Source organism: Campylobacter massiliensis (genome assembly GCF_014253065.1).
Lineage (GTDB): Bacteria > Campylobacterota > Campylobacteria > Campylobacterales > Campylobacteraceae > Campylobacter_A > Campylobacter_A massiliensis.
This window is the reverse complement of record NZ_JACLZK010000002.1, coordinates 232,344-256,879: the sequence shown is the minus strand read 5'-3', so window position 1 is coordinate 256,879 and position 24,536 is coordinate 232,344. Positions and strand designations below refer to the sequence as shown.

The window sequence follows — 24,536 nt, the reverse complement described above, 5'->3', positions numbered from 1 at the left end:
CCTTTCGTTTGGATTTATTCTTACTCTTTAAGTAAAAATATGAGTGTATTATATACTCTTTTGATGTTTTTGTCAATACTTTTTTTACTCTTTTGATAATTTTTTATTCTTTTATTTACCTTTTAGGTAAAATTAGCTAGTATTTACAACACAAAAGGATAAAAAATGGACAAAAAGAGTTTTGACGATATATTAAAAAAGTTAAATTTGACTAGACAGCAGTTTTGCGAAATAACTGGGCTTGCATATAGCTCAGTGAGTAATTGGAATGATAAAAGCAAGCCCGTCCCTTCTTGGGTCGATAGCTGGCTGGAAAATTACGAAAAAGGCAAAACCCTCGACGAGCTTTTAAACCTCATCGAAAAATACAGAAAATAAACAGTTCTATCCATATGTTATAAATTACTCACTGAGCCGAAAATTCGGCTCAGTAAATCCGCGCTTGTATGCTTTAATCTCTCAAATATCCTAAAATACACAAAAACAAAGGATATTTTATGCCAAGCTCCGTTTATTTAAGCCCCAAAGTGCAAATTTTTTATAACGGCGTCGATAAAACCTCAGCTATGGACTGGATCAACATAAGTATAACCGACAATGAAGGCAAAGACACCGACAAGCTTAATATTACGCTAGGATACGGCAGCCCCGCACCGCGCTTTAAAGATAGCATCGAGATTTATATCGATGGCTTCTTTTTAGGGCACTTCATTATTGCCACCATTAAGACAAAATATAAAAGAATTTACGATATAGAGGCTATTTCGGCCAATTTTATGAGCTCATTAAAAGATCGCAAAAGCAGATCGCACATCAAGTTCAGTTATAAGCAAATCATCGAAAATATCGCCAAAGAGCACGGACTAAACACTAAGATAAATTTTGATCGTTCAAACGAAGTCGTAGAGCTTGAGCAGCACGACATGAGCGACGCCGCGTTTTGCGAAAAGATAGCAAATGACCTAGATTTAACCTTTAGTATCAAAAACAAAACGATGATTTTTATCGACAGAGACAAAGTTGCGGATCGCGTGGAATATAGCCTTAACGAGGATGAGTATTTGGAGCTAAATTTTGAGCAAACCGAAATCCCCAATTACGCCTCATGCGAGGTTACGTGGCGAGATACTAAGGCGGGGCAAGATAAAGTAACTATAGCCGGCAGTGGAGCGCCGGTGCTAAAAAGGCAGATTTTTTCAGCAGATAACGAGGCCGAGGCGCTCAAAATCGCAAAAAGCTATCTACAAGGCAAACAAAATAGCGTTTTTAAGGGCAATGTAAGATGTATGGGCGTGCCGTTTTTTGCAGGCGGGGATTTAAATTTGCAAATCGAAGGCAAAAAAAAAAGAGGTATCATCAAAAAAATCACACACACCATAAATAAAACATGGGTTAGCGACATAGAATTTTTTTAAATTTAATGATTTTTGTTACGGTTCGATACACGATTTTATCAAAATTAGACCAAATTTTTTTACGGAGTTAAAACGGAGTAAAGCAAACCTTAAGAATATAAATGCGTATTTTGAGTGCTTTTATGCTTACGTATTAATCCGACCTCGGGCACCATTTATCCCGAAATCTCAAGTTTAAAAAGCCTGACGAAATTCCCTAATAGACGCATATAACAAATAAAAAAGGTAATGTCAATACATCTAATCCGATAATTATCGCATTGGGTGAAAATACCTCTTTTTACGGTTATTTTTGTATAGATTTGTATAGCTAGTCAACATCTTATAATTAATCTGAATAGGCGAAAACCTATATCTTTTTTTAAGGATGTTTGCTATGGCAAAAACAAAAAACTCTATTATGACTTTTAAACAAGTCGATGAGTGGATTTTAAGGCAAGATACGGGCGGTAAAAACTACACCGTCCGTTATTCAATCCCCGGCTATCCAAAATTTAAATTGGAAGTCTCCCCAAAAGGCAAGAAAGTTATTCGCTTTTACTCTCCGCAAAACGGAAAAGCCGTGTTCGTGAAAATCGGGGAAATACCGTATATAACCTTTGAAGCTGCGTTTAAAAAAGGCGCTAGCTATGTCAACCAAGAGGAAGAACCGCGAAACGCTCGAACCTTTAGAGAGGTTTGGGCGGAGTTTATAAAGAAAAACCCGCTTAGGTTTAAAGACAAAACTATCCATAGTTATAAAGTTCGAACAAATAAACATATCCTAAACACGAGTCTCGCGGATATGGATATCTCCGATATTTCCGTAAGCGATCTTAAACTTCAAATTTTTAACGTCTGCGAGCATATTCCTGCAACTAATGTGAAGCTCTTTTATGTCATCGACAACGTCCTTAAATTTGCGAAAAAAAATAATTGGATCGCCGAAAACGTCCTTGAAACCTACAAATTCAACAACGATTACGAGGTACCAAACAAGAAAAATACCGAACATCACCCAAAAATAGTTAATCCGCAAGATTTGAAAAAATTTCTCGAAAATATTTGTTTAACGCTTAAAATAGGCCTAAAGAAAAGAATTTTAGTTCTTTTTGGCCTTGAGACTGCTTTGCGTAGTATGAATATTTTTGGGTTACGGTGGGAGGATATCGATTGGGATAAAAAGCTCGTAAAGTTTGATAAGTCAAGAATGAAGGGCGAATTAAAAACCGAAAAAAGCCGTCAAGATTTTATACTTCCGCTAAGCGGTACTATGATTGAACTTTTGACATATTTGAAAAAGCTTGAAAAATCAAACGGTAAGGGGCTAGTTTTTGACGGCGTTGCCGACCAAGTCATCAATTATTTATTAAAAAAGATGGCAAATATCACGAAGCATGGCTTGCGAGGAAGTTTTAAAACCTTTGCTATGAAGCAGATGGTAAATCATGGAATCCCAAACTATATTATCGAAATGTATATGAGCCATATTCCTAGCATGAACGACGTAGAGGCTGCATATACCGATTTGCGATATGACGATATCGAGATTCAAGATATGCTGCGAGAGCTCGCGGAGTGGTGGGATCGTTATCTACTCTCGTTGTTTAATTTTAAAGAAGTCTTGCTAGGGGTTGAATGTAATGATGACTGATTGTTTTGGGGGGCAGATTTTGGAGCCTTGCCCCTCACATAAAAAATACAATGCAATAATATCCAAAAGTCGCTTAAATCCTTATAAAATCGGGGCTTTGTATGGCGACTATCGATAGAAAATTTTTATCGCTTGATGACGGCGAGGTGATTAGCGACGATCTGCTCGCCCGCTCTAGTATCGGCCGAGAGGTCCGCCTGCGAACCGTGGATATCTCAAAAACTCTCGAAAAAATCGGCTTTACCGCCCTTGGTATTGCCGTAACCCTCGATAACTCGGGCATTCGCAAACGCGGAACCTGCGGCCGTATGACGGCCGTCGAAGCCGCGCAGGCTCTCGAAAAATACCTCAAGACGCTTGTAGAGAAAGAGCTAAAACAATATCCGATCTTTGTCTCATACGTTTTTGAGGCTCACCGCGGCGGAATGCCCCATATCCACGCTATGATCTTTTGTCTGCCCTCTCACCTTGCGAAAATTTCGGCGTTTTTTTCAAGGTTTCTAAGTCGTAAAGCCGTAACCGTCGATGTTTTAAGCCCCGCATATCTTTTTAAACAAAATACGGGTGAGTGGCATTTGGAGCAAACGACGGCGCAAATTTTGGGATACGATGTTTCAAAATTGCTTCGAAAGACCACAACCGAATACGAGGCTGGCAAGAAAAAAGTTTACAAATGCGATCGAATTAAAGACCTTCAGGAAGGAAAAATTCTACACAGCGCGCAAAACTTTAAAATGGCTCGCAAATATCCGAGTGCGTATATTGAGCTCGACGTATTTATGAATGAATTGCTTGAGACATGGAATAACACTTTTGGGGTTAAAAAGAATCGTGCAAGGGCTGCGAATGCTATAAATAAAGAAACCAAAGCCCCTTATATTCTTGAAAAGGTTGTGATTTTTCCAACTTCGATAAAGAAAAATCGAAAACCTAGAAAGATTATCGGAGAAAAAAACACAAAACCTCTTGATCTCGATTTGCGCGCCGCAAACGGCGACAGGTACCACGCTTACAACTGTCGGGTTTTTCTTAACGAGAAACAACTAAAAGCCCTCAAAATTGCGGCCAAAAAACAGAGGAATAAAAACGGGCTAATCTGCCTCGTCCGCACGCTTTTTAGCAATTACCAAAACGGCCTCACGCCCGCACTTTCTCCGGCTCGTGCAAATGCGTACTTGAACTTTGTTCTTAAACAGCATCAAGATCGGCAACGGGCGCGGCAAAAACAAGCTCGCGCAGATCGAAAACTCGCGCAGGAATACGGCGTGGATGATGTCAGCTGGCTATATAACCCCTTTGCGCATCCTGACGCTTTTGGTCCGATTGAGGTTAAAACATATGAGCCTTGGCACACGGAACTATGGCAAAAAGGCCTGATGAGTGGCTTGCATGGTGGAGCCTGCGATGCGATAGTTGACGAGCTTTTGGACACGGAGGAATATTGGGAGCTCGGCCTGCATGAGAAGTATCAAAAATTAGGCGAACTCTTTCCAAAAAAGCGCACGCCGATTTTAGAAAAATCGCCGCTAAAAAATGTAGCAAGCGAGCCGCAAAAAGAGCCCGAGCCTTGCCTTTTTGCGCCTTCCGAACTAGTGCCGACATCGGCGGAAAAATTAAATAAAAATTACCATCTTTCCTGATATGATCTTTAAAACAAAAATTCAAAAAAAAGGAGTTCATTGTGGAACTAAACCAAGCTCAAAAACCAAACCCAAACGTCGCTCAATCTTTGAGCCAACCTCGCCCACAACAAGAGCAAAAACCTCAAGAGAAAAAGCCTCTCAGTGAAAACGCGAAGCTCGTCCAAGAATTAAAAAAAATTCTTGCGAAGTTAAGCTCTGTAGAAAAACGCGAAACTGCCGCGAGAAATACTATCGAGAAAGCCCAAAAAGAGCTCGACGAAATCGGCGCAGAAAAGGTCAAATATGCCGAGCTTCTCAAAAAGTTCGATGTCGTGGCTGTTTGACCTTCGCCTTTCCCCTTGTGGGCGCGGTTTTCAGTATGGGGCTTGTCCCCTACTGAAGTAGTGCGCACTACATGCATTATCGCCCACAAGGGGCATATAATGCGCATTGCTAGACTAATACTATTAAAAGGATAGCTTTTATGGATAATAATGCTAAAAGTAGTTTTAATATTGATTTTACCAAGAGTGGTTCATTTTGGCACAACTTCCGCAGAGGTTTTCTTGCTAAGGATATCCGCCCCGATCTCTCATTTCAGAACGAGTATACCTGCTCTTTTGAGGAAGCTCGCCGCCTTGCGAAACAAATGAAAATAGACGCGGATATTGCATATCTTAGACGTCGCGGTCAAAAACCAAGATACGACCCGGAAAAAATATATTGGTCGGCCGAGGTGAATGCCCGGGAATGGCACACCGTCGAGGACTTAAAGCGTGCGGCTGCCGTTATCGAAAAAGAAATGGGCTATCGCTTGATTTATGGCTGCTTGCATAAAGACGAAGGGCATTTGAATGACGCGGGTAAGTGGGTCATGAACTGCCATTTTCACTTAGAATTTATTTCGCTCGATGAAAACGGAATCTCGCAGCATAGGAAAACTTTTAATCCCTCGCTAATGTCAAAAATCCAAACAAAAATTGCTGCCGTGCTTGGAATGGAACGCGGGCAATCCAAAGAAATTACGGGGCGGGAACATCTCACGCCGCGCCAATATAAGCAAGCCGTGAAACTGCAAGAGCCGCTGAAGCAAGAGCTGAAGCTCGCGAAGGCTGATTTAGCCGACGCTAAAAAAACCATAAAGGAGCTTGAAAAAGCGCTCAAGGAAGCAAACCTTGCTGCCCGTGCCGACTTGCAGGAACAAGGGGCTAGTCGTGGGGATTATGCTGCACTCGAGGCCGAAAATCGCAAACTCAAAGACGACCTTGCCGAACTGAAAAAAATGCCCGATCTTGACAACCTTGAGGATTTTTCTAAAATCTTTAAAGAGAAAATCGAACGGCTGCGTCGCCATCCTAAACTAGATGACGAAGTGGAAAAGGTTGTTAGCGGTAGCTTGAGATCTACTCTCTTAGGCGATTTTAAAAAAGAGGATGTTTTGGCTTATATCGCTGACGCGGTTGCGACTAAGCAAGCGGCTATTAACACGATCAAGGAAGCCCAAGTAACTTTAAAAGAGGTTGCCGTTAAAAAAGAAATCAGCGTGAAAGCTCAATTAATGGCCGTTCGCGAAAATAAAACCTTGGGCGGTTTTCTGGGCGCCGTCGGTCGATCTGACGCTGACGTCGCTGTGCTGAGGCGGGAAAAAGCGGAGTTAGTCGATACGGTGGATCAGTTACAGAAACAAAATAAAGCCCTTCAAAAGACCTTAAAGGCTACCTCCGAAATTGTCGTGCAAAAAGACGCTCAGATTGCCGAACTGCAAAAGAATCAAGAGGGTTTAAAACTTGCTAACGATAGCTTTTGTCTCGGTCAAGCCTCTATGCTTGCTGAACTCGTATCGTCGGGGAAACTCTGCATTGAGCCAAAAGGTCAATCTTTGCTTGCCGGCTTAAATGACTATATGGGCGGCGGATATTCTACTGACTATTTTGCGGGCATAAAAAGCGGATTGTTAAGCTATACCTTACGGGTAAATCAGCCTGAAAACGGGTTAAAACTTTAACCTTTAACCCCTCGCGCGCGTCTGGAAATACGGCGTTTGCGAGCATTTTAAGCGTTTTCTTAATATATTATAATATAGATATATGGCAAAACCCAAAAAAGTAAAAACTCTCCTTATATCCCCTTTTCTTATCCTCAAAAAAAGACGCCGGGGGTATGGGGGACTCGTCCCCCATAGATGTGTATTCGGCGCCCCTCTCTTTAGGGAGAGGGCGACGCCTAAAAAGTGAAAGAGAAAAACAAATTTGTATTTCTTTACGCTTCTCGGATTTTTTCGAAGCGCTCAAAAATCCGTTCCGCTTGACCGAAGTATGCATTTAAAAAATAAATAAAAATAATTTTTTGCATGAGTTTAAATTTGACTTTTAAAGCAAATTAGTATAGAATAGGTTTTTAAGATTTTGACGAAACTATGCATGTATCGGCAATTAGTCAAGGCAAAAATTAATTTGACCTCGGGCACCATTTTAAAAAACAACTACTCTAAATTTCAGTTCAAGAAGTCTAACCAAATACCAGGATAGATGCACAAAAAACTATTGTAAATATCTACAAATACGACAGCATTAATAGGCATTGTCAAAACATACAGCCCATATCATCCTTATTGGTCAAAAAAACAATATCTAGCAGTCCACAAAGCCACATGTGCGTATCGGTATCATAAAGTCCGCAACAAAACAAGCGCAATAAAATTACTCAAAGATATTTTTGTGCAAGATTTCTTCTAGCACAACAGTCGCGTAGCTGCCTTTTTGCAGCGTGAAATTTATCGTAAAGTGCGCCTTTTCCTCGTTGTATTTATAGCTCGTATCCTCCAAATAACACCACGCAAAGCGCCTAGATCCCGTCATTTTAGCTTTATATTCATTTGCCTGCGCGAAAATTTGATCCTCTACTACCTTTGCCGCGCCCTGCGCCTCGTACGCCTTCGCACCTGCGATCAGCCCGCAGCTAGTGATATCTCTCGCGTCAAAGCGCGCGCCCTCCGTATCCAAATCCTCGCACAAAAAGCACTTGCCGTGCGGATAGTGACCCAAAACTTCGCCCTCTATCAGCTTAAAAAATCTTTTTTGCGATTTTAAATTTTTCAAAATCGCGCCGTCAAGGTACGGGTAAATTTGAGCTAGCTCGCAGAGGCTAAAATCCTGCACAAACCTCGAAATCTCCACGCGTTTGCTAAGCCAGCGGTTAAAAAGATCGCTTTGATATGCCGAGATCAAAAAGTCGTTTAGCTTTGGATTTTTACTCTTTTTACCGTTTACGGTGCCTGATTTTAGCAGCTCCAGTCCGCTTTGCGCGTTGTCGCCGTATTTGCCGAAACGCTGATAGCCAAAGTAGTTTGGGTACCCCGCCTCGTCAATATTTCGCGCGGCTTGTTCCAGCTTTGCCGCTTCGCTAGGCATCACTTTTTTTAGGCGGATAAAAAAGCTGTTGCCTTTTAGGTGCCCGATGCGAAGCTTATTATCATGCGCGGCGAGGCTTAAAATTTTCATCTTTTCGTGGCTAAAATTTGCCAACATAGCCTCAAATTTACGCGGCATCGAGATAAACTGCGTCGTCATGCCCTGCTTGTCTTTTAGTCCCGCGTAGCCAAAATCCCGCATCTTTACGCCGCTTATTTCGCTTAGCGCATGCAAGGCCTCCTGCGTCGTCATGTCTTTTTTACAAATTTCGATTATCAGGTGCTCGCCCTGCCCGCTAAATGCGTAAAGCGGGATCTCGCGCACCACGAAATCGTCTGAGTTTTTACTAAAATACGCGTTAATGGGCGCGTGAGTGAGCGCGTAGAGAGGCTTAAAAATGGTGGTTTCTTGCATTGCTTTTAAATTTTCCTTTCGTGATTTTGGCAAAAATTGTGATTTTCGTGCGGGTTTTGCGAGCTAGGCTTAAGATTTTGGCGCGGTTTTTCGGACTAAACGTAAATAAAATCTCGTATTCTTCGCCGCTATTTAGCTCGCGCTTGCTTAGCCGCTTGCTAAATTTTACCCCGCACCGACTCTGCGCACAAAGCTTGGCTAGATCTGCGCCAAGCCCGTCTGAAACGTCCATGGCGGCGTTTATCTTGCTCGCCGCGGCGTAGAAAAATTTATCTTTTAAAACAGGCCTTTTAAAGCGCGAATTTGACGCGACTCGTCCGCCGTTTAAAAGCGCCCTAAGCCCTTTTAGACTACCTCCAAGCTCGCCCGTAAAAGCGACTAGATCGCCCTTTTTCGCTCCGCTTCGTAAAACCGCCTTACCGCAAAGCCGCGAGATAACGGTAACGCTAAGTAAAATTTTATCGCTACCGATCGTGTCGCCGCCGATGATAGTCACGCCGTACTCGTCGCAAACGTCGGCAAATCCCCTGCGTAGCGCCGAGATCTGCGCCGCGCTCGTGTTTTTGGGCAACCCAAGCCCCAAAAGCGCAAATTTAGGCTCGGCGTTCATCGCGACGGCGTCGGAGAGGTTTACGAGCATCGCCTTGCGCGCGATCTCGTCCATGCTAAGCCAGCCTGCCAGGAAGTGCGTCCCCTCGAAAAAAAGGTCCTTGCTATACACCCAGCGGCCGCGCTCATGCGCCACTACAGCGCCGTCGTCGCCGATGAAGGAGTTGCTAAATTTATCGATTATTAGGCGTTCTTTATCCATTTTGCGATTTTATAAAATTCGGGCTAAAAAGGCGCTTGAAAAACGAATTTATTTAAGCGGCTTGGCAAATTTAGCCGCTTTTAAATTTACCGAGTTAAAAAATCTATCCAAAAATCTCAAATTTACTAAATAGCTCCGGTTCGTCTTTTACTATGCCGCGCTTAACGAGATCAGCCACGACGTAGCGGTCGCAGTCGGTTTGCAGTGGCCAGCCGCGCGTATAGCCCTCGGCCTCGCCTTTTGCGGTGGCATCTATGCAGATCGCGCCCTCACGCACGTAGATATCACGCAGAGCGTCGATGTTATTCGTCACTCGCCAAAGCAGCATATACGGATTTTCTAGGCGGTTTTCGGGACCGACGAAAACAAGTAGTTTAAAGTGCTCTTTAAATTTCAAAAGCTCTTCAAAAACCTCTTTTACGAGGCGGTTTTTATCAAATTTGACGACGCAAATCGGCGTTTTGGTATTTATCTTAAACTGCACAAGCTGTGTTAAATTTGGCTCTATTTCTTTAAATTTGGCTAACAGCGCGGCGTCGTCCAAAAGCGCAGGCGCAGGTGTCGAAAAATCCTGCGTAGCGTCGATTCCAAGCTTACCGCCGAAGCACGAGTTTGGGCTGGCGTGATCTAGCTGATCACACACGCCCTCGCTGATTAGCAGAGCATTTTTGCCAAAACGGTTTAAAATATGCTCCGTAAGCGCGTCATAATCGCTCAAATCAGGCGCATCCTCGCCGACGAAAACCGCGTGCTTTACAAAGCTCATCTGCCCTACGCCCCAAAACGCGTGCATCGCCTGCTTGGCATGCGCCGGATAAAGGGCGTTGATTTTAACTAAAATCAGGTTGTGAAAGACGCCATTTTCAGGCATGTTGTAGTCTAGAAGCTCCGGCACCGTCGTACGCAAAAGCGGCAGGAAAATGCGCTCCGTCGCCCAGCCCATATACTTATCCTCAAGCGGCGGCTTGCCGACTACGGTCGCGTGAAATACAGGCTCACGCTTGCTCGTGATCGCCGTGACCTCCATCACCGGAAACGGCTCGATCGGCGTATAAAAGCCCGTGTGATCGCCAAACGGCCCCTCAAGCTCAAATTTATCCGTATCCACAAAACCCTCGATCACGTAGTCCGCGTCGTGCGGGACGTAAATTTCATTCGTCAGCGACTTTACTAGGCGGGCGGGCTCTTTGCGGATAAAGCCGTAAAGCAGCAGCTCAAATACGCCCTTTGGTAGCGGCGCCTGACCGCACCAGATATATAGCGGATCGCCGCCGATTGCTACCGAAACTGGCATTTTTTTGCCCGCGCGCTTGTATTCGTTAAAGAAATTTGCGCCGTCTTTGTGGATCTGCCAGTGCATGCCGAGGCGATTTTTATCGTAAATTTGCAATCGGTACATGCCGACATTTTGCAGTTCGCCGTCAGAGCTTTGCGTATAGACCTGCCCCATCGTGATAAAGGCGCCGCCGTCAAGCGGCCATGTTTTTAGCGCGGGAAGCGAGAACAGATCGACGTCATCGCCCATGAATTTGACCTGCTGACACTCGCCCTCGCCTTTTAATCTTTTCGTGAAAATTTTTCTCATTTCAAACAAATACGCGGCAAAATTTAGCTTTTCGCCAAAGCTTTTAGGCTTTTTTGGTTTTAAAAGCCGCTCGATCTCGCTTGCGATCTCGTCTGGCTCGCGTCCGAAAATAAGCTCTAAAGCGCGCTTTGAGCCATAGATGTTGGCTAGCACGGGAGCAAATTTGCGCCCGGTTTTTTTGCAGATAGGATTTGTAAAAAGCAGCGCCTGCGAGTTTTCGCGCTTGACCTCGATGTAGCTCGCGTGCGCGATCTCTAGATCGATATCCGCGGGCTCGTCGATGACGCGCAGTAGGCCGTTATCTTTTAGAAGCTTGATGTAGTCCATATGTCGCCTTTTTGATTTTTGGGCGATTTTAGCCAAAAATAGCTGAAAAAGGCGAAGCAAAGTGGGGGAGTTGTTACTTATCGCATGCGCCGATAGCTCGCAAGATGGCGATCATCCCCTCGGCCGCCACGTCGTTCGTGATCTTGCCAGCGTCGTTAAAATAGTAAAAGTTCATCACCCTAGCACTAAATTTACGCCCAGTCGCCACAACGCCCGCAAAGTCATGCTCATGCGTACCCGTGCAGAGCCAATACACCGCAACGCAGCGCTCATCCGCCACCATGTCTTGCATCGCCCACTGCACGTCGTGGAAGCCATCTCACATCATCTTTACCACTGCAAAGTACCCCTCTCCTCCATAAAGCGGCTCTGGCGAAGCAGGCGTGAGAAAAGGCGCCTTAGGGTCTACCAGCTCTTTTAGAGTCGCCGCGTCTGCGCTGTTTATAGCCTTTTCAAAGCGCTTCATAGCAGCTTTATTTTGCGATATTTTATCTGCGTTTTGGCTTGCAGCATTTAGCGCGCCAGGTAGTGCCGCAGCTCCCGAAACGGCGGCAAATTTTAGAATTTTTCGTCTTTTTATCTCTAAATTTAAACAAATTATTTTGATACGCTAAGCTTTAACAGCTCGCCAAATATCTCTTTGCAGTATTTCATAAAGCGTTCACTTAGCCTCACGCCTTCTATATTGGCGCTGATGACGCTATCCTTCACTTCAAAAACTATGGTTTTATCGGTGATGGTTACGCATTTGCAAGCATTATAGCAAACGTCGCCGTTGCACTCCGCGTATAGGCCGTTTATATCGGCATTTTCGTCGTCATCTTTTTTGAGTTTGATCGGTCTTTGAAAGATTATGTAGTTTTTGTAGTTATATTTGTCGTCTGCAAGACCGATCATATAGTAGTTGTCTTTGCTATTTTTAGTAGCGGTTACGGCTTTTGCTTTAAATTTTAGCTCAAACACGCCCCTATGCCATCTCCTCGGCGCGTTTTAGCAGCTCTTTTGCGCCCTTGCCGATAAATATCCGACCAAGCTCGGCGCCCACGCTTTTCCATTCGCTTTTTTGCGCGACGATATTTTCACGTATACTCTCGCTACCGTCTGGTAGTCCCACGACCGCACGTATCTCGATCTTGTCGCCGTTTAAATTTGCATTTACGCCGATAGGCACCTGGCAGCCGCCCTCTAGCATCGCGACGAAATCGCGCTCCACGGTCGTCTCTATCACGGCTTTTTCGTCTTTCAAAAACTCTATCAAATTTAAAATTTCAGCGTCCCCTCTAGCCTCGATACCAAGCGCGCCCTGCCCCATCGCAGGCACCATCTGATCTAGCTCAAACGGCGCGATATGCGCGACTTCGGAGCGTAAATTTAAGCGGTTTACGCCCGCCATCGCTAGGATGATCGCGTCAAATTCGCCCTCTTTTAGCTTGCGCAGGCGAGTTTGGACGTTGCCTCGCAGCGAGATTATCTCAAGATCGGGACGCATCGCTAAAAGCTGCATTTTGCGGCGCAGGCTCGTCGTGCCTACGCGCGCGCCCTCTGGCAGATCCTCAAATTTAGCGTATTTTTCGCTTAGCATCGCATCTCTCACGTCCTCGCGCGAGCAGATCGCGGCTAGCACTAGCCCCTCCGGAAATACGACGGGCACGTCTTTTAGACTATGTACGGCGATGTGCGTTTCGCCGCTTAGCATGCTATCTTCCAGCTCTTTTGTAAAAAGCCCCTTGCCGCCGATTTTAGCCAGCGGCGTATCGAGTATTACGTCGCCTTTGGTTTTCATGCCCGTTAGCTCGACTGCAAGCTCCGGGTAGCGCGATAAAATTTTATCCCTGATATGCTCGCTTTGCCACATAGCCAGCACGCTTTTTCTCGTTGCGATTTTTAGTTTTTCCATATTTGCCTCTTTTCTTCTACGACTTCGACGTCGATGATCTCGCCGTCATCGCGCGGTTTGCTCTGTCCGCTTTCAAATTTTTCGTAATAATATTCGCTCCCGCTCTTGCGTTCGCCGCCGTTTTTTAAAATTGCAAAAAACGCGACCGCTACGATTGCCGCACCCAAAACGTCGGTGATAAGCCCCGGGATAAACATAAAAAAGCCCCCGATCGCCATACCTACGCTACTAAAGACGTCTGCGGGCTTAAAAAACGCGATGTTGCTCGTGAGCTGAAAAAATCCGACGCGAAACATAAAAAATAGCCCCAAAATAGCCGATGCGATGACCTCTAGGACCAAATTTAAAAATCCGTACGCGTGGATAAAAAAATACGCCGCCGCGATCTCCAAAACGACGTAGGGCGTAAAAAAATGCTTTATCATAGGCTCTTTAGGCGTGCTAAAATTTCGCTCGCTTTGACGGTTTCTTTAACCAGCCCACCCCGCGTAACGAGCTCTACCGTTCCTTCTGCTAGCCCCTTGCCCACGATCACGGCATAAGGAAATCCCATCAGCTCAAATTCGCTCATTTTTACGCCAAAGCGCTCGTTTCTATCGTCAAGTAGCACCGAAAAGCCCGCGTCGCGCAAGTCCTCGTAAAGCCCCTGCGCAAATTTAACGCCCTCTTCGTCCTTTAAATTTGAGACGATGATTTCAAATTTAAACGGAGTCAGGGTTTCGTTCCAGATTATGCCTTTTTCGTCGTGGCTAGCCTCGACGGCGACGGCGACCAGGCGGCTAACGCCGATGCCGTAGCACCCCATGATGAACGGTTTTGCCTTGCCGTTTTCGTCCAAAAACGTCGCACCCATCGGCTCTGAGTACTTGGTGCCTAGCTTAAATATATGTCCGACCTCGATACCTTTGCTAACGCTTAAATTTCCGCCGCAGCAAGGGCATTTATCGCCCGCTTTTACGGCGGTTAGGTCTTTGAAGCGCTCCGCGTTAAAGCTGCTAACGCTAACGCCTACGAAGTGATAATCCCGCTCGTTTGCGCCGCAGATCATCTGCGACTCGCCTTCAAGCTCTTTGTCGATGTAAAACTCCACGCCCTTTAGCCCGACCGGCCCGCAAAATCCGCCCACTAACCCCGCCGCCGCGATCTCGGCCTCGGTTGCGTCCGCTAGCTCCAGCGCTGCGCACGCGTTTTGAGCCTTGACCTCTTGTAGTTCGTCCTCGCCGCGTACGAAAAATACCACGATTTTCTCGCTTTTTTCGCCTTTGGCGTCAATAAAAATCGCCTTTTTTATCACCGCTTTTATGCAGTAAAACTCGTCGACTCTAAAAAACTCCGCCACGTCCTTGATGGTTTTGGCATCGGGCGTTAAAAATTTAGCCGCATCGGCCTCGGGCCTTTCGGCCTGCGTCGTTCGTTTTGCGCGGGTTGCGGCTTCTATGTTTGCTGCGTAGTCGCAGTTTTCGCAGACGATGATATCGTCCTCGCCGCTATTTGCTAACACCATAAATTCCTTGCTTCCGCTACCGCCTATCGCGCCGCTATCGGCTCTAACCGCGCGGAAATTTAACCCGAGGCGAGTAAAAATTTTGCTATAAGTTTTTTCCATCAGGTCAAATTCGCGGTCCAGATCCTCGGCATTTGCGTGGAAGCTATATCCGTCCTTCATCAAAAACTCGCGCCCTCTAAGCAGCCCGAATCTCGGCCTTGCTTCGTCTCTAAATTTAGTATTTATCTGATACAAATTTAGCGGCAGTTGCTTGTAGGACGTTACCTTACCTCGCACGAGCGCGACCACGCTCTCTTCGTTTGTCGGGCTTAAAACGAAGTCGTTTTCTTTGCGGTCCTTAAAGCGCAAAAGCTCCTTGCCATAGACGTCAAAGCGTCCGCTCTCGCGCCAAAGATCCGCAGACGTGACGAAGCTCATCGAGATCTCCTGCGCGCCTGCTTCGTCAAGCTCCTCTTTGACGATATTTTTTATATTTTCAAGCACTCGTTTGCCAAGCGGCAAAAAGTTATAAAGTCCGCTACCTACCTGCTCGGCGTAGCCCGCTCGGAGCAAAAATTTATGACTCGCCAGAGTTGCGTCTTTGGGTGCTTCTTTTGCCGTCGGCGCGTAAAGTTTGCTAAATTTCATTCGTTCTCCCATTCAAATTCGTTATTTTCTTCTTGCGGCGTTTGCTCCGCGACGTCAAAGATTTTCCCGACGGCTCTTAGCTGCGCTTCGCTTCCCGCAGTGCCCGCGAGGTTTTTCAAATTTATCGTCGGTGCGTGCAAAAACGCCCTAAAAACCTGATGTATGAGGCGATACGCCTCCTCTTTGTCGCTATGTTTTAGATAGCCCTTTTTTAGGGCTTTTGCTAGCTCTCTCTCGGCGCACTCTTTGGCCTGTTCTCTGATGCCTTTGATTAGCGGCGTGACGGCTAGCTCGCGCAGCATTTGGAAAAACGCCGCCGTATTTCGCCCGACGATACCGTATGCGATCTGAGCTTGTTCCTCTCGCAGGGCGAGGTTTTTATTTACGATCTCTTGCAGGTCATCCACGGCATAAATTTTGATATTTTCGCTCTCAGTGATCGCGATATCGCGCGGCACGGCTATATCAAAAAAGTAACGCTTAAACTCCTTTGGCTCCACCATCGCGTCGATCAAAACCGGATGCGGCGCGGCGGTCGCGGAAAATATTATTTGATATTTATTTATGTACTGCGCTACGTTTGAAAGCGAGTCGTACTCGTTATTATCCCCCAGCGTTAGGGCTAAATTTTTAGCGCGCTCTTTGTTTCGGCTGATGATTATCGTTCGCGCGCCGCTTGCGATTAGGTGTTTTGCGGCTAACTCCGCCATCTCGCCCGCTCCCACTATCACGGCGACCATGCCGTTTAGCGTACCGAAAATTTCCTTTGCCTTCGCCACCGCGACGCTTGAAACGGAGATCGGATTTTTGGAGATTTCGGTTTTGTTTCGCACCTCCGCCGCACACTTAAAGGCAAACTCCATCGCCCGCCCTAGTTTTGCGCCGCATTTGCCGTTAGCGCGTGCAAATTTATATGCCTCTTTTAGCTGTCCCGCGATCTGCGTTTCGCCGATGACTAGGCTATCTAGCGAGCTAGCAACGGCAAAGAGATGGTGCACGGCGCCGTTATCCTCGTAGACGTCGGCTCTGCTTTGCAACTCCTCAAAAGGGATGCCGCAGATGAGCGACATGCAGGCAATGATGTGCTTGCTAGCGCCTTCGACCGTCTTTACGCTAGCGATGATCTCGACGCGGTTGCAGGTGCTTAGCACCATGCACTCGTTGATGTTTTGGCTGGAGCTAATGAGGCGTAAAATTTCGTTTTTGCGCTCGATGTTAGAAAAAGAGAGCTTTTCGCGCACGGATATATCGGTATTTTTGTGCGTAAAGCTCACGCTTGCGTAATGCATTAAAATTCCCTATCTATCATTGATTTTACGATACTTTCTAGGCCGTCTACGTTAAATTTTTCTACCGATTCTATCGCCTGCTCGCCTAAATTTTTCGCCGCTTCTATGCTTTTTTTTATCGCGTCCGTTTCGTTCATCTTCGCCCTCACCCAGCCTCGCTCGGCCTCGCTCAGATCTTTTTTAAACAAGTTTTTTAGCTTCTCTTTGTCTGATTCGTTTAAGCTTTCGTAAAGATAAATGTAAGGTAGCGTCGTTTTGCCCTCTTTAAAGTCGCTAAAATTGGGCTTTCCAAGCGTCTCGGCATCTTGCGTGACGTCTAGGATATCGTCGATTATCTGAAAAGCTAGGCCTAAATTTTTACCGTAAATTTTAAAATTTGACGTGTCAAGTCCTGCCAGCATCGCTCCGACCGCGGCAGCAGCCTCGATCAAAACGGCGGTTTTGTAGTAGATCATCGTTTCGTACGCGGATTTGTCTTCGTTAAATTTAGCCGAGAGATCCACATCCATCATCTCGCCCACGCTTAGCTTACTAACCGCGCCTGATATCTCGCCCGCGATCTCGTGCGGGAATTTCGACAGCTCGTAAAAGCCCTTCGAGTAGAGGATATCGCCTAGCATCACGGCGTTTTTGGTGCCGAAGCTCGCGTTTATACTCGGGCTTCCGCGCCTGGTGTCGGCATCATCGATCACGTCGTCGTGAAGCAAGCTAGCTAGGTGAATAAGCTCGATAATCGCGCAAATTTTGAGACTCTGCTCGCTCTCGCCCGCTATTTTTAAAAGCAGCTTAGAGCGCAGCTTTTTGCCCGAATTTATCCGAGCAAACATCGCATTTGCAGGCTCATAGCCAAGCTCAGCGATAAAATTTTTCATTATCAGATCGATTTTTTCCATTTATGCTCACTTAAATTTTGCTTTTATCTTGCGTTTTGCGCGCTATTTTGAGCGCCGCTCTGCTTTTTTGGCGGGTCCAAAAACTCCACGTCCACGCGCTGTTCGTCATCGTTTATCAGCACGCGAAATTTCGCTATGCCTTGCTTAAAATCCTCAAAAACGAGATAAAGCGCGACGCGGTCGCTAGGCGGAAACTTAAGATCAGGTATCAAAGTCTGCTTATAGGTCTCAAGGCCGCGTCTTAGCGACATAACAAGCTGGCGAGGATAGTTTCGGTAGCGCGAATGCACGATGATGTTCGTGTTATCAAAAAGCGTCCAACGAAAATCAAAGCTCTCGCGCTCGTCAGTGCCCTTTTTGGTTACGAAAACCCGCGCCCACTCGTCTTTTTTGAGCTCAAAAAGGTGCTCTTCCTCGAAATTTACCGCACTGAAAGCCAGCGATAAAAACAACGAAAATATAACGGCTATTTTACTCATTTTGACTTAAAATATCCCCACTAAGCCCGATATAAATGTCGTTTAGACGCTCATTTATCAGGGTTTGATTTTGAAAAATAAACGAATTTTGCGCCGTTTCGTCAAAGCCGCTTTTTTCACAAAATTCGCTCATCGCGATAAATTTTTCAAAGGTCTTTTCAAGCTCGTTTTCGACTAAGTTTTTGTTCGCGTTAAATAAAATATCAAAGAATTTTTCTCTAGGACTTTGAGAAAATATATCATAATCCATAAATTTCAAAACCTTTCGAATCTTAAAATACATATTATTTTTTGTAAAGTATTACCTAAAATCATACGCATTATAATGCGCTAAATTTTTATAACTTCTCGATATATAGGGCTGCTTCAGCCACCGTAAAGACATTGTCGCAACTTGGACTTTGACTACCGAAACCCCAACAAACGTTTAGATATCTCATATCCGCATTGCGTGCAGCAAGCTCATCTTTTTTACTATCTCCGACGAATATCGCTTTATCAAATTCGCCTGATTTTAATATCAAATTTAGCATCGCGGGATCTGGTTTCTGAGGTACGTTTTCATCCGCTCCGACGATGAGATCAAAAAATTTAAATATCCCGCTTCTTTGTAAAATTTCATCCAAAGTATATCGCGGCGCATTGCTAGCTAGAGCGACGAAATGCCCGGCCTCTTTTAGCCCGGCTAATAGTCCATCGACGCCCTCGTATGCCTCGGCGTATTCGCGGTAGTTTTTCTTAAATTTAGCTTCAAAGTTATCCCGCAGCTTCATATCCGGCTTATCGATACCGTAAAAGTCAAGTCCCAAATTTCGCCCCGGCTCGTTTATGGCCTTTACGATAAACTCCGCGGCCAGATCGCCACGAAGCCCCAGCTCGCGCCGCACTTCGTTTACCGTCTCGCAGATAGCTTTTGCGCTATCTATGAGCGTGCCGTCCATGTCAAATATCACGCATTTCACTCTTCGGCCTTATATTTTTTTCTATGTTTTTCTTTTTTATACGTTTTTTGATTTTTTAGCTTTTCTAGCGCGTTGGCGCAGGCTATTAGCTCGCTTCTCTCGCCGCCTTTTACGACTAAATTTACGAAATTTTCAAGAGATTTCGAGTAGGCGTTGTCTAAAAAAACCGGCTCGATCTTGCGTAAAATTTCGGCATTTTTGCCCACCCTAGCGCGAAATTCGTCCTCGTTAAAATCCTCTCTTTTTAGTGCGCTAATCGCCGCTTTTGCGAATTTTTCCAGACCGCGCAGGTATTTTACGCGCTTAAATTTGTCGTTTTGTTCAGCCATTTTTTCCTTTCAAAAGCCCAATTATACCAATTTAAACTTTTAGCGGTTATAATGCGCGCAAATTTTACAAGGAGAAAAAATGCAAAAAGAGACGATCGCCACGCACTACGGCTACGATACAAAGGCTGGCCCTGGCGCCATGGCGGTGCCGATTTATCAGACTACGGCTTATGATTTCGGTAGCGCCGAAATGGCCGCGGCGAGATTTCAGCTAGAAGCTCCGGGCCACATCTACACGAGGCTCGGCAACCCGACGACGGACGTGCTAGAGAGCCGTATAGCCGCACTCGAGGAGGGTTCGGCCTCTATCGTGACGGCTAGCGGTCAGGCGGCGATTTTTTACTCGATCGCAAATTTAGCCGCAGTCGGCGACAACATCGTCGTGGCAAAGAAAATTTACGGCGGGACGATGGTTCTTTTCATGCACACGCTTAAGCGTTTCGGCATCGAGGCGCGAGTGTTTGACAGCGACAGCGCGGACGATCTTGAAAATTTGATAGACAACAAAACGCGCGCGATATTTTTCGAGACGCTATCAAATCCGCAAATCGCAATCCCGAATTTTAAAAAAATCGTCGAGATCGCGGACAAGCACGGCGTCGTAACGATCGCAGATAACACCGTGCCTACGCCGATCATTTTTCAGCCGCTAAATCACGGCATCGACGTCGTCGTACATAGCGCTAGCAAATATATCTGCGGCCAAGGCCTAAGCCTAGCGGGCGCAGTCGTAGCTAGTAAAAATTTAAACGCCAAGCTAGTCGGCAACGTCAGATACATGCACTTTAACGAGCCTGACGAGAGCTATCACGGGCTAGTTTACGCTCAGATGGCTGACAAATTCGACATCTACACGCTACGCATGAGGGTGGCTTTGGTGCGCGATATAGGCGCTACGATCTCGCCTTTTAACTCATGGCAGCTCATCCAGGGGCTTGAGACATTAAGCGTTCGTATCGAGAGACACTCGCAAAATGCACGCAAAATAGCAGAGTTTTTAAACTCGCACAAATACGTAAAACGCGTAACATACCCGACGCTAAAAAGCGACTCGGAGCACGAAAAGGCGCAAAAATACTTCAAAGACGGTATGGCTAGCGGGCTAATGTGCTTTGAAACCGATAGCTATGAGCGCGCCGTAAAGATGCTCGGCAAGGTAAAACTCTTTAAAATCGTCGTAAATATCGGCGACTCAAAGTCGCTCATCACGCACCCGGCCTCCACTACGCATCAGCAGCTCTCCGCCGAGGAGCTAACGAAAGCCGGCATAACAAAGGAGCTAATCAGAATCAGCGTTGGCCTAGAAAACGCGGACGACCTCATCGCCGATCTCGCGCAGGCTTTGGAGTAAATTTAAACGGAGCAGATGAAAATCTGCTCTAAATTTTACTCGTAATACTTTGACGCTGCGAACTTGCGCTGCGATCGGAACGTAAATTTAAGAAAATAGATCTACATAAAACTATCCGAGCTTTACTAAACTGTAAAATTTAAAAACTTTGAGCTTGGCTAGTCGGCTAACATTTTAAATCAAAATGTAAAATTTTAGCCCGCTTAGTAAAATCTACGAATTTCATTATAAGGCGGGTGGTAAATTTGAGCCTTTTTGCAAGAATCTTGCGAGCATCGGCGAAAAATACCCTCTCCTCTATCAAATTTACGCCGGCTTTTAGCGCAAATTTACTACTGTCCTCGACGCAAAAACGCATTACCGCTTCGTCGTTTCCGACGTTTTTTACGTATTTGTTGGCGTACTTTAGGCCCGCTTCGTTTGTGGCGTCAAATACGAGCTCGGCATTTCTAAAGGCGCTTTTAAGCTCGCGGATCAAATTTAAAACCTGCTCGCGCGTAAAATACTGAAACACTCCGCACGCTACGAATAGCGTCAGCAAGCCTTTATCAATGCTTCGCGCCCAAGCCATGTCAAACATATCGCAGCCTATGAGCGCTTCGTTTGGACGCTCGCCAAGCAAAAGCCGCCTAAGCTCTATCACCTCGGGCAAATCTATCTCGTAAAAGGCAGCGTTTAGGGTTTTTAAACGAAAGCAGGCCGTTTCGAGCCCTGCACCTAGATAAACAACGTTGCATTTTGGATATCTTGCGCAAAATTTACGCACGATCCCGTCTATATTGTAGTATCTAGCCGCAGATGCCATGAGCGCGTATTCTGACGATTTTTCTAGCACGGACTCGCAGTTTGTTTGCACGATATTTTCGAGAGACAGAGCCTTTTCGTCGTAAAAATACTCGGGGAAATTTTTAGAAGCGAAAATTCGCGCGCTAAGCGGGATAAATAGCGTCTTTGAAACGGCGGATAAGTCCAAATTTACTCCTTTACCAAGGCGCGCCTTTTAGCGTCAAATTTGACCGAAACCGAAGGCTAAGTTTCTGTCAAATTTACGCCGTAAACGTCTTTAAGGTTTCGTTGTATTTGTTTTCGTCCTCACACTGAATGAGCAGCAAGTCGCCCTCTTCAAACACCGATGAGCCGGTAGGTTTGACGTACTCGCCTTTGCGCTTGATAAGTAGCACCAAAAAGTCGCTAGGAAGCTCGAGCTCGGCTAGGTTTTTGCCCACGACTTCGGAGTCAAAGCGTATGGTGTGCTGGCGTAAAGTGTGGTAAAAGATCGGCAAGTTCGACATCTCGACCTCTTCGGTGACGACCTCTTCTTTGACGCCGCATTTTTGCGCGGCCTTTTCCAGCGTCATACCCTGGATGATGATCGAAACGAACACGACGAAAAATATCGTGTTAAAAATCAGCTCCGAATTTGGCAAATTTGCTCCGAACGGATAGGTCGCAAGTACGATAGGAACGACGCCGCGAAGCCCGACCCACGAGATAAACATCTTTTCTTTGATATTGTACCTAGAGAGCAAAAGCGAGAGAAAAACGCCCATAGGACGCGCGACGAACATGATCCAAAACGCGATCGCCATGCCCGCAAGCGCGACGGCCGGTAGCTGAGATGGATTTACCAAAAGCCCCAGCGTCAAAAAGACGACGATCTGCATCGTCCACGCGATACCATCGTGAAAACCGATCAAATTTTTCTTATGCGCGAACTCTTTTTTATTTATAAACATACCGGCGATATATACGGCAAGAAAGCCGTTGCCGCCGACTTTGCCCGCTAGCACGTATAAAAGCATCACCCAAGCCATCGAAAACACGGGGTAAAGTCCCCAGTACTCAAGCCTGAGGCGGTTAAAAAGCCCGGGCAGCGCGACGCCGAACACATAACCCATCAGCCCGCCTAGTAAAAACTGCTTCACCAGCGTTAGCGCAACATCGGGAACGCTAGGAATCGTGGCTATGGAGATGATTTGTAGCATCGTGACGGTTAAAAAGATCGCCATCGGATCGTTTGATCCGGACTCTAGTTCCAGAAGCGGACGAATGTTGTTTCGCAGCGAAATTTCCTTCGCTCCTAGTATCGCAAACACCGCCGCAGCGTCGGTCGAGGAGATGATAGAGCCAAAAAGCAACGCCTCTAGCCAGTCAAGACCTAGTAGGTATTTTACGAGCACTGCTATCATGCCCGCAGTCAGCACGACGCCAAGAGTCGCTAGGATGATGCCGTTTACCATCACAGGGCGGATAGATTTTAGATTCGTATCCAGTCCGCCCGCGTAAAGTATAAAAATAAGCGCGATAGTGCCCACGTCTTGGGCGATTTGGCGATTGTTAAAATCAAGCCCAAGCAGTCCGTCCGAGCCCGCGAGCATGCCCACGGCCAAAAATACGACTAACGACGGGATACCGAATCTATCTGAAACCTTACTAGAGACGATACAAGCGATAAGTAGGATAGAAAAAAATAATAAAAAAGTTTCTAACATTGTCCCTCATTTGAGTTCAAAGCGGGGCAAATTTAAGGCTAAATTTAGCGCCCTTAAAGCCTCAAATTTGGCGCGTTTTGTAAATAAATTTTACCCGATTTTACCTTTTTAACGGATAAAAAGGATTAATTTTTATCATCGTAAAAGATGAGATCAAAGCTATTTTTGCGCTTTACTAGAGCTTTTTTAGACGGCACGCCGCCCTGCTCCATTTTAGCCAGCTCCTCTTTCATCTGCCTTATCATGACCTCAGACTGCTCGATCTGCTCTTTTAGCTGCAAGATGATATCCACGCCCGCTAAATTTACGCCAAGATCGCGCGTTAGACGCAGTATCATCTTGATGCGGTCCATGTCTTTTTCCGAGTAAAGGCGCATCTTTCCCTCGGTTCTTGATGGCTCTAGTAGCCCCTCGCGCTCGTATTGGCGAAGCGTCTGCGGATGTATGGAGAGCACCTTGGCTACGACGCTTATTAGATAGACCGGTTCTTCGTATTGTTTCATCTTATGCCTCCGGGAGTTTTTGCTTCATGAGTTCGGCTAGCTCGCCGTCTAGGGCATTTACGTCCGGCAAAGACACGCGCACCCTCAAGTACAGATCGCCAAATATCCCGCTTTTTCTATTTTGGACGCCGTATCCTTTGAGCCTGATTTTTTGCCCGGATTTTGAGTTTTCGGCGATTTTTATCGTGACGTCTTTTTTAGGCGTTTTTACGTCTATCTTACCGCCAAACATCATTGTTTTTAGAGGAATCAGTACGTCTTTGTATAGATCGTCGCCGTCTCTTTCGTACTCGTCGCTAGGCGCGATATTTACGGTTAGTATCAGATCTCCGCGTCCGCCGCTACCTTTGCCTTTTATGCGTAGCTTTTCGCCGTCGTTGATTCCGTTTGGGATTTTTATTTTGATGTTTTCGCCGTTAAAATTTATCGAGTGTTCGCCGCCCTTTACCGCTACGTCAAACGGGATAGTTACCTTAGCTCGCGAGTCCAGATCCTCATCGTCATCAAAGCCACTAAATCCGCCCGTCTGCCTAAAACCGCTAAAGCCGCTTCTACTAGAAAATCCGCTAAAGCCACCTCCGCCGAAGATATTTTTTAAAATTTCGTCCAAATTCCCCATGCCCGAGCTGCTCGCAAAGTCATGGAAATTTTGTCCGCCGAACATTGCGTCGCCATGCCTGTCGTACTGCGCGCGTTTTTTTTCGTCGCTTAAAATTTCATACGCGGCGTTTATCTCTTTAAATTTATCCTCCGCGCCCGGGTCTTTGTTGATATCGGGGTGATACTTGCGAGCCAGCCTGCGATAGGCCTTTTTGATCTCGTCGCCGGTGGCCTTTTCGGACACCCCTAACGTTTCGTAAAGACTATTGCTCATGTTATGTCCTTATAGTCAATTAATTTTATAGCGATTATAGCATAAAGGTTTAGCGTATGTCAATCAAGTATAGTAAACGAAACGATTTTAAACGATTTAAATAATAATTAACTTTA

Annotated in this window: 26 protein-coding genes; 7 read left to right on the top strand and 19 right to left on the bottom strand. The window is 45.9% G+C overall.

The window, feature by feature from the left end; all coding sequences use genetic code 11:
* Positions 1-165 precede the first annotated feature (165 nt).
* From H7R39_RS07865 to H7R39_RS07840, 6 genes are all read left to right on the top strand, one after another.
* A complete protein-coding gene (locus H7R39_RS07865) occupies positions 166-378 on the top strand; it encodes a helix-turn-helix domain-containing protein (RefSeq protein WP_185898730.1) in 213 nt (70 codons plus the stop codon).
* Between the two features lie 119 nt (positions 379-497).
* Positions 498-1,415, top strand: a complete 918-nt coding sequence (locus H7R39_RS07860) for a phage late control D family protein (RefSeq protein WP_185898729.1) — start codon at positions 498-500, stop codon at positions 1,413-1,415.
* A gap of 376 nt (positions 1,416-1,791) precedes the next feature.
* Positions 1,792-3,048 carry a tyrosine-type recombinase/integrase gene (locus tag H7R39_RS07855; RefSeq protein WP_185898728.1) on the top strand — a complete coding sequence of 419 codons (1,257 nt, stop codon included), beginning with the start codon at positions 1,792-1,794 and terminating at the stop codon, positions 3,046-3,048.
* Between the two features lie 206 nt (positions 3,049-3,254).
* Positions 3,255-4,688 (top strand): hypothetical protein, encoded by a 1,434-nt coding sequence (locus H7R39_RS07850; RefSeq protein ID WP_185898727.1) that lies wholly within the window; start codon positions 3,255-3,257, stop codon positions 4,686-4,688.
* Between the two features lie 41 nt (positions 4,689-4,729).
* Positions 4,730-5,014 carry a hypothetical protein gene (locus tag H7R39_RS07845; protein ID WP_185898726.1) on the top strand — a complete coding sequence of 95 codons (285 nt, stop codon included), beginning with the start codon at positions 4,730-4,732 and terminating at the stop codon, positions 5,012-5,014.
* Positions 5,015-5,154: 140 nt separating this feature from the next.
* The gene (locus tag H7R39_RS07840; RefSeq protein WP_185898725.1) at positions 5,155-6,675 is read left to right on the top strand and encodes a plasmid recombination protein; all 1,521 of its coding nucleotides are present in this window, start codon (positions 5,155-5,157) and stop codon (positions 6,673-6,675) included.
* A 694-nt stretch (positions 6,676-7,369) separates the two neighbouring features.
* On the opposite strand, the gene truD is transcribed toward H7R39_RS07840, so the two are convergent.
* The 15 genes from truD to H7R39_RS07765 form a co-directional block, all read right to left on the bottom strand.
* A complete protein-coding gene (gene truD, locus H7R39_RS07835; RefSeq protein WP_185898724.1) occupies positions 7,370-8,494 on the bottom strand; it encodes a tRNA pseudouridine(13) synthase TruD in 1,125 nt (374 codons plus the stop codon).
* The gene (locus H7R39_RS07830) at positions 8,472-9,305 is read right to left on the bottom strand and encodes a thiamine-phosphate kinase (protein ID WP_185898723.1); all 834 of its coding nucleotides are present in this window, start codon (positions 9,303-9,305) and stop codon (positions 8,472-8,474) included. Before H7R39_RS07830 ends, truD begins: the two co-directional genes overlap by 23 nt.
* A 103-nt stretch (positions 9,306-9,408) precedes the next feature.
* Complete coding sequence (locus H7R39_RS07825; RefSeq protein ID WP_185898722.1) at positions 9,409-11,217, bottom strand: menaquinone biosynthesis decarboxylase; 1,809 nt, start codon at positions 11,215-11,217, stop codon at positions 9,409-9,411.
* 73 nt (positions 11,218-11,290) lie between these two features.
* On the bottom strand, positions 11,291-11,521 hold the full coding sequence (locus H7R39_RS07820; RefSeq protein WP_323874601.1) for an ester cyclase: 231 nt from the start codon (positions 11,519-11,521) through the stop codon (positions 11,291-11,293).
* A gap of 15 nt (positions 11,522-11,536) precedes the next feature.
* Positions 11,537-11,683, bottom strand: a complete 147-nt coding sequence (locus H7R39_RS07815; protein WP_185898720.1) for a hypothetical protein — start codon at positions 11,681-11,683, stop codon at positions 11,537-11,539.
* Positions 11,684-11,814: 131 nt separating this feature from the next.
* The gene (locus H7R39_RS07810) at positions 11,815-12,180 is read right to left on the bottom strand and encodes an Imm10 family immunity protein (RefSeq protein ID WP_185898719.1); all 366 of its coding nucleotides are present in this window, start codon (positions 12,178-12,180) and stop codon (positions 11,815-11,817) included.
* A gap of 4 nt (positions 12,181-12,184) precedes the next feature.
* Positions 12,185-13,114 (bottom strand): hydroxymethylbilane synthase, encoded by a 930-nt coding sequence (gene hemC, locus H7R39_RS07805; protein WP_185898718.1) that lies wholly within the window; start codon positions 13,112-13,114, stop codon positions 12,185-12,187.
* Entirely contained in the window at positions 13,102-13,539 is a 438-nt protein-coding gene (locus H7R39_RS07800; protein WP_185898717.1) for an FxsA family protein, read from the bottom strand. The genes hemC and H7R39_RS07800 overlap by 13 nt, the downstream gene beginning before the upstream one ends.
* On the bottom strand, positions 13,536-15,248 hold the full coding sequence (locus H7R39_RS07795) for a proline--tRNA ligase (RefSeq protein ID WP_185899399.1): 1,713 nt from the start codon (positions 15,246-15,248) through the stop codon (positions 13,536-13,538). The genes H7R39_RS07800 and H7R39_RS07795 overlap by 4 nt, the downstream gene beginning before the upstream one ends.
* Complete coding sequence (gene hemA / locus H7R39_RS07790) at positions 15,245-16,537, bottom strand: glutamyl-tRNA reductase (RefSeq protein ID WP_185898716.1); 1,293 nt, start codon at positions 16,535-16,537, stop codon at positions 15,245-15,247. The genes H7R39_RS07795 and hemA overlap by 4 nt, the downstream gene beginning before the upstream one ends.
* Positions 16,537-17,430 carry a polyprenyl synthetase family protein gene (locus tag H7R39_RS07785; RefSeq protein ID WP_185898715.1) on the bottom strand — a complete coding sequence of 298 codons (894 nt, stop codon included), beginning with the start codon at positions 17,428-17,430 and terminating at the stop codon, positions 16,537-16,539. The genes hemA and H7R39_RS07785 overlap by 1 nt, the downstream gene beginning before the upstream one ends.
* A gap of 23 nt (positions 17,431-17,453) precedes the next feature.
* Entirely contained in the window at positions 17,454-17,909 is a 456-nt protein-coding gene (locus H7R39_RS07780) for a hypothetical protein (protein WP_185898714.1), read from the bottom strand.
* Complete coding sequence (locus H7R39_RS07775) at positions 17,902-18,159, bottom strand: DUF2018 family protein (RefSeq protein WP_185898713.1); 258 nt, start codon at positions 18,157-18,159, stop codon at positions 17,902-17,904. The genes H7R39_RS07780 and H7R39_RS07775 overlap by 8 nt, the downstream gene beginning before the upstream one ends.
* An 88-nt stretch (positions 18,160-18,247) precedes the next feature.
* Positions 18,248-18,871 (bottom strand): HAD family hydrolase, encoded by a 624-nt coding sequence (locus tag H7R39_RS07770; protein ID WP_185898712.1) that lies wholly within the window; start codon positions 18,869-18,871, stop codon positions 18,248-18,250.
* Positions 18,868-19,200, bottom strand: a complete 333-nt coding sequence (locus H7R39_RS07765; RefSeq protein WP_185898711.1) for a hypothetical protein — start codon at positions 19,198-19,200, stop codon at positions 18,868-18,870. The genes H7R39_RS07770 and H7R39_RS07765 overlap by 4 nt, the downstream gene beginning before the upstream one ends.
* A 79-nt stretch (positions 19,201-19,279) precedes the next feature.
* On the opposite strand from H7R39_RS07765, the gene H7R39_RS07760 reads away from it, so the two are divergent.
* Entirely contained in the window at positions 19,280-20,551 is a 1,272-nt protein-coding gene (locus H7R39_RS07760; RefSeq protein WP_185898710.1) for an O-acetylhomoserine aminocarboxypropyltransferase/cysteine synthase family protein, read from the top strand.
* 166 nt (positions 20,552-20,717) lie between these two features.
* Here the strand turns inward: H7R39_RS07760 and H7R39_RS07755 are convergent, their stop codons facing one another.
* The 4 genes from H7R39_RS07755 to H7R39_RS07740 all read right to left on the bottom strand — a co-directional run bounded on the left by H7R39_RS07755 (position 20,718) and on the right by H7R39_RS07740 (position 24,420).
* Positions 20,718-21,524 carry a class I SAM-dependent methyltransferase gene (locus tag H7R39_RS07755; RefSeq protein WP_185898709.1) on the bottom strand — a complete coding sequence of 269 codons (807 nt, stop codon included), beginning with the start codon at positions 21,522-21,524 and terminating at the stop codon, positions 20,718-20,720.
* 73 nt (positions 21,525-21,597) lie between these two features.
* On the bottom strand, positions 21,598-23,043 hold the full coding sequence (locus H7R39_RS07750; RefSeq protein WP_185898708.1) for a potassium/proton antiporter: 1,446 nt from the start codon (positions 23,041-23,043) through the stop codon (positions 21,598-21,600).
* A 125-nt stretch (positions 23,044-23,168) separates the two neighbouring features.
* Positions 23,169-23,546: a heat shock protein transcriptional repressor HspR gene (locus H7R39_RS07745; protein WP_185898707.1), complete on the bottom strand. Its 378-nt coding sequence runs from the start codon at positions 23,544-23,546 to the stop codon at positions 23,169-23,171.
* A 1-nt stretch (position 23,547) separates the two neighbouring features.
* On the bottom strand, positions 23,548-24,420 hold the full coding sequence (locus H7R39_RS07740) for a DnaJ C-terminal domain-containing protein (RefSeq protein WP_185898706.1): 873 nt from the start codon (positions 24,418-24,420) through the stop codon (positions 23,548-23,550).
* Positions 24,421-24,536 lie beyond the last annotated feature (116 nt).

What these genes read in the sequence shown, in the direction of transcription:
- H7R39_RS07865 (WP_185898730.1), top strand. Translation starts at nt 166, where the DNA reads ATGGACAAAAAGAGTTTTGACGATATATTAAAAAAGTTAAATTTGACT.
- H7R39_RS07860 (WP_185898729.1), top strand. Translation starts at nt 498, where the DNA reads ATGCCAAGCTCCGTTTATTTAAGCCCCAAAGTGCAAATTTTTTATAAC.
- H7R39_RS07855 (WP_185898728.1), top strand. Translation starts at nt 1,792, where the DNA reads ATGGCAAAAACAAAAAACTCTATTATGACTTTTAAACAAGTCGATGAG.
- H7R39_RS07840 (WP_185898725.1), top strand. Translation starts at nt 5,155, where the DNA reads ATGGATAATAATGCTAAAAGTAGTTTTAATATTGATTTTACCAAGAGT.
- truD (WP_185898724.1), bottom strand. Translation starts at nt 8,494, where the DNA reads ATGCAAGAAACCACCATTTTTAAGCCTCTCTACGCGCTCACTCACGCG.
- H7R39_RS07830 (WP_185898723.1), bottom strand. Translation starts at nt 9,305, where the DNA reads ATGGATAAAGAACGCCTAATAATCGATAAATTTAGCAACTCCTTCATC.
- H7R39_RS07825 (WP_185898722.1), bottom strand. Translation starts at nt 11,217, where the DNA reads ATGGACTACATCAAGCTTCTAAAAGATAACGGCCTACTGCGCGTCATC.
- H7R39_RS07815 (WP_185898720.1), bottom strand. Translation starts at nt 11,683, where the DNA reads ATGAAGCGCTTTGAAAAGGCTATAAACAGCGCAGACGCGGCGACTCTA.
- hemC (WP_185898718.1), bottom strand. Translation starts at nt 13,114, where the DNA reads ATGGAAAAACTAAAAATCGCAACGAGAAAAAGCGTGCTGGCTATGTGG.
- H7R39_RS07800 (WP_185898717.1), bottom strand. Translation starts at nt 13,539, where the DNA reads ATGATAAAGCATTTTTTTACGCCCTACGTCGTTTTGGAGATCGCGGCG.
- H7R39_RS07795 (WP_185899399.1), bottom strand. Translation starts at nt 15,248, where the DNA reads ATGAAATTTAGCAAACTTTACGCGCCGACGGCAAAAGAAGCACCCAAA.
- hemA (WP_185898716.1), bottom strand. Translation starts at nt 16,537, where the DNA reads ATGCATTACGCAAGCGTGAGCTTTACGCACAAAAATACCGATATATCC.
- H7R39_RS07785 (WP_185898715.1), bottom strand. Translation starts at nt 17,430, where the DNA reads ATGGAAAAAATCGATCTGATAATGAAAAATTTTATCGCTGAGCTTGGC.
- H7R39_RS07780 (WP_185898714.1), bottom strand. Translation starts at nt 17,909, where the DNA reads ATGAGTAAAATAGCCGTTATATTTTCGTTGTTTTTATCGCTGGCTTTC.
- H7R39_RS07775 (WP_185898713.1), bottom strand. Translation starts at nt 18,159, where the DNA reads ATGGATTATGATATATTTTCTCAAAGTCCTAGAGAAAAATTCTTTGAT.
- H7R39_RS07765 (WP_185898711.1), bottom strand. Translation starts at nt 19,200, where the DNA reads ATGGCTGAACAAAACGACAAATTTAAGCGCGTAAAATACCTGCGCGGT.
- H7R39_RS07760 (WP_185898710.1), top strand. Translation starts at nt 19,280, where the DNA reads ATGCAAAAAGAGACGATCGCCACGCACTACGGCTACGATACAAAGGCT.
- H7R39_RS07750 (WP_185898708.1), bottom strand. Translation starts at nt 23,043, where the DNA reads ATGTTAGAAACTTTTTTATTATTTTTTTCTATCCTACTTATCGCTTGT.
- H7R39_RS07745 (WP_185898707.1), bottom strand. Translation starts at nt 23,546, where the DNA reads ATGAAACAATACGAAGAACCGGTCTATCTAATAAGCGTCGTAGCCAAG.
- H7R39_RS07740 (WP_185898706.1), bottom strand. Translation starts at nt 24,420, where the DNA reads ATGAGCAATAGTCTTTACGAAACGTTAGGGGTGTCCGAAAAGGCCACC.